General features: G+C 27.1%; 7 protein-coding genes, 1 pseudogene and 1 riboswitch. Of the genes and pseudogenes, 3 read left to right on the forward strand and 5 right to left on the reverse strand.

The window, feature by feature from the left end; genetic code table 11:
* Positions 1–331: 331 nt before the first annotated feature.
* The 4 genes from BUA77_RS12100 to BUA77_RS12115 form a co-directional block, all read right to left on the reverse strand.
* On the reverse strand, positions 332–712 hold the full coding sequence (locus BUA77_RS12100) for a Lin0368 family putative glycerol transporter subunit (RefSeq protein WP_072890618.1): 381 nt from the start codon (positions 710–712) through the stop codon (positions 332–334).
* A gap of 321 nt (positions 713–1,033) precedes the next feature.
* Positions 1,034–1,588, reverse strand: a complete 555-nt coding sequence (locus tag BUA77_RS12105) for a glycerol-3-phosphate responsive antiterminator (protein WP_084605769.1) — start codon at positions 1,586–1,588, stop codon at positions 1,034–1,036.
* Between the two features lie 101 nt (positions 1,589–1,689).
* Positions 1,690–2,943 carry a cation:proton antiporter gene (locus BUA77_RS12110; RefSeq protein WP_072890621.1) on the reverse strand — a complete coding sequence of 418 codons (1,254 nt, stop codon included), beginning with the start codon at positions 2,941–2,943 and terminating at the stop codon, positions 1,690–1,692.
* A gap of 65 nt (positions 2,944–3,008) precedes the next feature.
* Positions 3,009–3,068, reverse strand: a riboswitch (Fluoride riboswitch).
* A 42-nt stretch (positions 3,069–3,110) separates the two neighbouring features.
* Entirely contained in the window at positions 3,111–4,202 is a 1,092-nt protein-coding gene (locus tag BUA77_RS12115; protein WP_072890624.1) for a CapA family protein, read from the reverse strand.
* A 193-nt stretch (positions 4,203–4,395) separates the two neighbouring features.
* Between BUA77_RS12115 and BUA77_RS12120 the strand changes: the two genes are divergently transcribed.
* Positions 4,396–4,566 carry a DUF362 domain-containing protein gene (locus BUA77_RS12120; RefSeq protein WP_072890626.1) on the forward strand — a complete coding sequence of 57 codons (171 nt, stop codon included), beginning with the start codon at positions 4,396–4,398 and terminating at the stop codon, positions 4,564–4,566.
* Positions 4,567–4,589: 23 nt separating this feature from the next.
* Here BUA77_RS12120 and BUA77_RS12125 read toward each other — a convergent pair whose 3' ends face one another.
* Positions 4,590–5,228 (reverse strand): redox-sensing transcriptional repressor Rex, encoded by a 639-nt coding sequence (locus BUA77_RS12125; protein WP_072890628.1) that lies wholly within the window; start codon positions 5,226–5,228, stop codon positions 4,590–4,592.
* 260 nt (positions 5,229–5,488) lie between these two features.
* On the opposite strand from BUA77_RS12125, the gene BUA77_RS12130 reads away from it, so the two are divergent.
* Together BUA77_RS12130 and BUA77_RS14035 are read left to right on the forward strand one after the other, a co-directional pair.
* A complete protein-coding gene (locus BUA77_RS12130; RefSeq protein ID WP_072890631.1) occupies positions 5,489–7,399 on the forward strand; it encodes an ABC-F family ATP-binding cassette domain-containing protein in 1,911 nt (636 codons plus the stop codon).
* Between the two features lie 220 nt (positions 7,400–7,619).
* Positions 7,620–7,833 (forward strand): annotated as a pseudogene (locus BUA77_RS14035) (IS110 family transposase); the annotation flags it as partial.

Genomic DNA, 7,833 nt, shown 5'->3' on the forward strand with positions numbered 1-7,833 from the left:
AAGGTCTATTTCTCAACTAAAAAACTTTATTCAAATCAAATCATCTAAAGTTAGAAATACTGTTTCTTTAAAAGCTGATGTTTTACTGGCTTGTATTTCTCAGTTAGTTGCGTTTGTTTTAATGTTTAAGACTAACAATATCCACAATCCTCTTGCTATTAAATCTTTAATTGCTTAAGTTTTTTTAAACTCTATATCCTTTTTAAAAAGGTTTTACTGAACCTTTATTTAACTGCGTCTTTTTTTGAATATTACTGTTAATAACTCTTTCTATTTAGTAATTTCAACTCAATTTTTCTGTGGATAACCTTTCACTCTATTTTGCAACTACCTAAACTGTTTCTTTCTCAAATTCTTTTTTATTTAAAACATGTTTTTGTAAAAGTCCTGCTGTAACTCCACCTGTAATTCCACCTAAAATCACTATAATTAAAGTTGGCATTGAACTAGCTATAGGAGCAAAGTTTCCCGCCATAAAAGCATCTCTTGTTGTTCCAGCAACAGCAATTCCAAGTGCCATATCAATCCATGCAGCTCCATCTTCATTATTCACTATTCCAATATAATGATTCATGTACCACATAACTCCAATTATCATAAGTCCCGCAAACCATCCACCTGCAATCCCATAAGCACCTGCAAAAGCACCCCAAACTCCCATTACAAACATACCTGCAATAGCAGTTCCAATAATAGTTCCTAAATGTTTCAAAATTTTACACCTCCTAATTTTTTTAGATTTATATTTCAGTTTCAGGAAAACATTTTCCTAAAACTGGCATTAAATCTCAAGATTTAATTTTAAAAAACATTTATATATAATTTATTCATGATACATATTATATATAATATGTCTATTTTCAGCAATATATTATATGCTATACACTTATATTATGTACTTTATTTGTGAGCAAAAAAAGAGAGAGCCCTGAAATAATGGCTCTCCCTTCTCTGGCCCAAATATTGTTTTGTTATTTTTATTTTAATATATGAAAGTTTGAATGTCAATGTATTTTTTTAATTTTCTGAAAAATTATTCTTCCCAAAGTTTTTTATTACTTGTTGACACTGCTATTGCTCCACTTTTTAACACTTGTATTACTTCTTCCTTTTTTTCTACAAGTCCTCCTGCTATTATAGGTATATTCGTTTGTTCACTTATCTTTTTTATAACTTTAGGCATTATTCCAGGCATTATTTCTATAGCTTGAGGTCTAACCTTTTTTAAGCTATCTAAGGCACTTTCTAAAGACATAGAATCTAGCAAGAAAAATCTTTGAACTACATTTAAGTTCTTATCTAGTGCTCTTTTAACAAGATTTGTTTTAGTTGTTATTACTCCCTCTACATCTAAGTGCTGTATTATGTAATCTATAACTATAGGATTAGAAGCAATTCCTGTAATCATATCTAGATGTACAAATACTTTTTTATTATTCTTATTTAATAGCTGTACCTTTTCTTTTAAAGTGATTATATCTCCATATAGTAAAAATATAACACTACAATCTGACTTTATAGCTAATTCTAGTCCTTTATCATTTTTTACTGCAGCAATTACAGGATTATATTCTAATAATTCTCTCAACTTAATACCTCCTAATGATATTATATAACTCATTATATAATACTATATAGAACTTGAAAATATCCACAGTTTGTACATAAAAAATAAAAAGAACCCTTAAATTAAGGATTCTTTCTATTTATTTTACTTCCAGCAATCATTTTTACGATGTATTTTCCTTCATAATCATTATTTTCTTCTTCATCCAATAATTTCTTGGATGATATACTTATAAATAGTGCGCCTATTGGTGCTGTAATTAATATAGATAACACGGCTATTGCTAAAATAATATCTCCAGATACTACTCCTACAGCTAAAGGTACTGCTCCAATTGCAGCCTGTACTGTTGCTTTTGGAATATATGAAATTATACAAAATAATCTTTCTTTATAATTTAAATCTGTTCCTAAAACGGATAATGCTACTCCTATACTTCTTGCTACAAGCCCAATAAGTATTATAATAAGCCCTTTAACCCCAGATTCAAATGCAACTGAAATATTAACCTGTGCTCCTACCAATACAAAAAGTAGTATTTGTGCAAATGCCCATATCTTATTAAAACTATCAGCCATTTTTTTATGCATTTCTTGTGACTTTTCTCTCATAATAAATCCAATAGTCATAACACCTAACAATGATGCTATTTCGATTTTATCCTTTAATGAAGCCTCTATTGCAGTAAGCAATATTGCAGTGCTAAGTACAACTAATACCTTCTTGGTATCATCAATATAATATTTGTTTAAAATCTTTATTATTATAAATGCTGCAATTACACCTAAAGCTATACCTAAAATTATTGATAATGGTATACCCAAAATCTGTATACCAATATTAATGTTTTTACCACTATATAAACCTAAAAATGTTCCAAATATTGTAATAGCAAAAACATCATCAATAGACGAACCAGCAAGCATTAATGTTGGAACCCCTTTTTTTGAACCTATTCCCCTTTGAATCAAATCAAGCATTTGAGGAACTACTACAGCAGGAGAAACCGCAGCGATTATAAATCCAAGTATTCCTCCTTCAATAAAAGAAAACCCTAAAACTTTTGTAGAAACAATAGCAATAGTAAATCCTTCTATTATTCCAGGAATGCAACCTAATTTTAAAGCAGTATTTCCAACTCTTTTTAATTCATTTCTACTTATTCCAAAACCTGCTCTTAATAATATTACAATCAAGGCAAGCTTTCTTAAATCTGAAGATATATTTAATATCTCTGGACTAATTAAATTTAATCCATAAGGACCAATTATTACACCTAAAATCAACATACCTAAAAGCCCAGGTAGCTTTAATTTTTCAAAAATCTGGTTTGCTAGCAATCCTAACAATATAATAACAGCTAAACTAGTTGCCACAAAAATACCTCCTTTATTTTAATTTTTCCAATAAACACAAAAAACTCCTATAGATAACATAAATATTATCTATAGGAGTCATCAGCATTTAAGCATTTTCGGCGAACTCCATCACCATCAATTATATATTATAACATAAAGTATAATTTTTCAAGTTAAATTTATAATTAATAAAACTCACTAAGATTATCTATCTTATTTAAAACTCTCGCTTTTTCTTCTCCAGTAAGAGGCGTTGGTTTATAATCATTTCTAGATTTTATAGAAGAAATTGAGCATGGAATAATATTTTTTGAAGAGTTTACAAGCTCATTATTTTCAAAGGTAAAGGTTTGTTGAAAAATAAAAGTATCCTTATCTGATGGATTTCTATTTCCTCCAAAACAAAAATTACCTAAGCTATATACTATATATTTATCTTTATATTTTTCTATCCCCTGAATCACATGAGGATGATGCCCTAAAACTAAATCTGCTCCATTATCTATTGCATAGTGACCTATATTTTTTTGTATATTATTTGGATAGTATTTATTTTCTTCTCCCCAATGAAAATTTACTATAATTAAATTACTATTTAACTTCATATATTCTAAATCATTTTTTATTTGTCTTTTTAAATAATTAGAGTTATTCCACACCTTATATCCAAGTATTCCTACCTTTATTCCTTTTACATCTTTTATATACTTATTTTCATATCCAAAATATCCTATACCGTTATCTTTTAAAATATCAATTGTATTTTTATATCCTTTTTCTAAATAATCGTATGTATGGTTGTTAGCAATATTTACAGCTTCTATACTCCCCTGCTTTAATATATTAACATATGATGGCTTTCCTTTAAAAGCAAATTTCTTGTCCTCACTTTTATATGCATTTGTTAATGGACCTTCTAAATTTATTATAGTAATATCATCTTTAGAAAAAAATTTTTTGACATTTTCAAAAAAGTATGCAAAATCGCTTTTTTGATTTTCAAATTCATGATTAAAGCTATTGGTCCAATTACTGCCCTTATAATTTCCAAATGTGCAATCACCTACAGCACTTATACTAATTTTCTTGATATTTTCACCATCTATTATTTTATTATTCTCTTCATTTGTTTTACTATTATTATCTAAACAGGCATATTCCTTAAAATTAGAAAAACTGCATAAGAATAATATAATTCCTAAAATAGTAAAACAAGTAATTAATCTTATTTTATTTTTTCTTTTTCTTTCTTTGTTTTTATCTACTCTACTTCCCATTTTATATCTCCTAACATTATTATATTAAATTTTTTGTTTTATTATCATTAAATATTTTTTCATTTTCTTCCAAAAAAGCTGTTTAAAAAGTGACTATATGTGTATAATATTATTGTTAGCAGTTGTTCTTTTAAATTATATCTGCTATAATTTAATTAAATTTTATAACTTTAATTTAGAGGAGGATTTTACTATGGCTTACAAAATTAATGATGCTTGCATAAGCTGTGGAGCTTGTGAACCAGAATGTCCAGTTAACGCTATAAGTGCTGGAGATGACAAATATGTTATAGATGCTGACACTTGCATCGATTGTGGCGCTTGCGCTGGAGTATGTCCAGTAGACGCACCTCAACCAGAATAGTATATACATAAAGAAGCTACCAATTATCTGGTAGCTTCTTCTTTTTCATTAAGTAAATAAGATAATGTAAATAAACTTTCTGTAAGATGAACATTTTCAACTACTACATTTCCATCTAATTGCAAATCAACTGGAGCAAAATTCCATATACCACTTATTCCTGCTTTAACTAATTTATTAGCAATATCTTGAGCACTTTCTTTTGGTGTACATATTACTGCTATCTTTATATTATTTTCTTTTATATATTCTTCCATTACTTCTACATCTAATATCTCAAGATCTCTTATTTTAAGCCCTATAAATCTAGGGTTAGCTTCAAATAATGCTTTTATCTCAAATCCTGATTTTTGAAATCCTGAATAATTTGCAATAGCTTGACCTAGATTTCCAGCACCTACTATTATAGTATTATATGTATTATGCAGTCCTAATATTTTACTTATTTCACTATAAAGTTCTTCAACATTGTATCCATATCCCTGCTGTCCAAATCCTCCAAAATTGTTTAAATCTTGTCTTATTTGAGAAGCAGTAAAACCTATTATTTCACTTAATTCTTTAGAAGAAATTCTATATATTTCTCTTTCTAATAAATCCTTTAAATATCTATGATATTTTGGCAATCTTCTTATAACCGCCATTGAAATCTGTTTAGCCATCTCTTCACCTACTCCACCTATTTTGTATAATTTTGATTTTGATATAATTGTAACAAAGTGTTTTTATAATGTCAATTTTCCCATTAACTATTATATCATAATTATTCAATTTTTTTAATATCCATAAATATATTACAAAACTTGATTATATATTACTAAAATTTTATAATTTTATTAACTGTTTATATATAATTACCATAGTATTTAAATTTTCTTAATCCATAAATTAATATTGGAAGTTTTTATTAGGAGGTAACTTAATGATTGTACTATCTTGTAATAATATAAATAAAAGCTTTGGAATAGATCTTATATTAGAAAATATAAGCTTTACTGTAAATGCCGGAGATAAAGTAGGTTTAGTGGGTGTAAACGGAACAGGAAAAACTACATTATTTAAAATAATTTCTGGAGAATATGGATATGATAGCGGTGAAATATATGTATCTAAAAACACAGAGATAGGATACCTAGAACAGAATATGAATTTTGAATCTAATAACAAAATATTAGATGAGGTTTTAACAGTATTTGATGATTTAATTAAAATGGAAAAATATTTAAGAGATTTAGAAATAAAAATATCTGAACAAAGTAAAAAAGGAGATTCTAAAGACCTTCAAAATCTAATGAATGAGTACTCTAAAAAATTAGAAGAATTCTCAAGCAAAAATGGGTATGGATATAAATCTGAGGCAAAGGGTGTTTTAAAAGGTCTTGGATTCAATAATGAAGATTTTTATAAAAATGTAAATATATTATCAGGAGGAGAAAAAACTAGAGTATTACTTGCAAAGCTTCTTCTTAAAAAACCTACTTTACTTCTATTAGACGAGCCCACTAACCACCTAGATACAGATGCTGTAGAATGGCTTGAAGTTTTTTTAAAGCAGTACAAAGGAACTGTTTTTATTATTTCCCACGATAGATATTTTCTGGATCAAGTAGTAAATAGAGTATTCGAGCTTCACAATAAAAAGCTTAACTCTTATAGCGGAAATTACTCTACTTTTATTAAAAAATCAAAAATCGAAAAAGAACTTGAAATAAAAAAATACGAAGAACAACAAAGAGAAATAAAAAAACAAGAAGAAGTAATAGATAAATTAAAAGCATTCGGAAGAGAAAAACATATAAAAAGAGCGAAAAGTAGAGAAAAAGCCTTAAATAAAATAGATATAATGGAAAAACCTGAAATTTATAGAAAAAAGGCAAACATAAGATTTGAACCATGCGTTACTAGTGGACATGATGTATTAGCTGTTAATAATTTATCCATGGCCTATAATGAAAATCAGTTATTTAAAAATGTTAGTTTTAATATATACAAAGGTGAAAAAGTTGCATTAATTGGCCCTAATGGAATAGGTAAGTCTACATTATTTAAAATATTAATGAAAGAATTAAATCCTATATTTGGAGATTTTAAACTTGGAACTAATGTAAATATAGGATATTTTCATCAAGAACAAAAGACCCTTAATTTAGATAATACAATAATAGATGAAATTTGGAATGAAAATCCCAATTTAAATCAAACTACAATAAGAACAATGCTAGCTTCTTTTTTATTTGAAGGAGAAGAAGTATTTAAGAAAATATCTACATTAAGCGGTGGAGAAAGAGCAAGAGTAGCTCTACTTAAATTAATGCTTTCAAAATCTAACTTCTTACTATTAGACGAGCCTACCAATCACTTAGATATAGATTCTAAAGAAGTATTAGAAGATGCTCTTTCAAATTATGAAGGCACTTTATTTATAATATCTCATGATAGATATTTTTTAAATAAAGTTGCAGATAAAGTATTTTTACTTACAAAAGATGGAATTAAAGAATATCATGGTAATTACGATTATTATATAGAAAAAAGAAAGCAATCTGAAGAAGTAATTGAATATACTCAAGAAAAAACGAAAACACAGCAAAAAGAAGAAAAAAGAAAGGAAAGAGAAAAAAAAGAGCTTGAAAAAAAACTTAGAATAAAAAGACAAAACATAGAAAAAGAAATAATAAATGTTGAATCTCAAATAGAAGAATTAGATAAATTGATGTGTATGGAAGAAGTATATTCAGATTCTCAAAAGTCAAAAGAAATTCATCAAAATAAAGCTGAACTTGAAGAAAAGCTTGAAAAGTTATATGAAAAATGGGAAGAACTTGTAAGCTAAAAACCTTTTGTAAACCAATATCCTTTAAGCAGTTGACTATTTATAGTTTTAGTTATAAAATATAATTGTAAACCCAATTTATTTATTTGTTTACAAAAGGAGCATTCCTGTAATGAATAAATTTGAACTTTGATAAAAAAAGTACCTCCTGATAGAATACAGGGTGTAAGATTGCAACTTACCCCGAATTAAAATAAGACTATCAATGGAGGTACTACAAATGAATTATACACAAAATAAAAAGATTTCGCAAATAACAGAATCAACTTTAATTATCGGAATAGATATAGCTAAGCATTCACATGTTGCTAGAGCTCAAGATTTTAGAGGAATTGAATTAGATAAGTATATTGAAGTTTCAAATTCTATTGAAGGGTTTAATAAATTAATTAAATGGCTTGATCTAATATGCAAAAAGCACTCAAAAGATAATG

The organism is Tepidibacter formicigenes DSM 15518 (assembly GCF_900142235.1).
Classification (GTDB): domain Bacteria; phylum Bacillota; class Clostridia; order Peptostreptococcales; family Peptostreptococcaceae; genus Tepidibacter; species Tepidibacter formicigenes.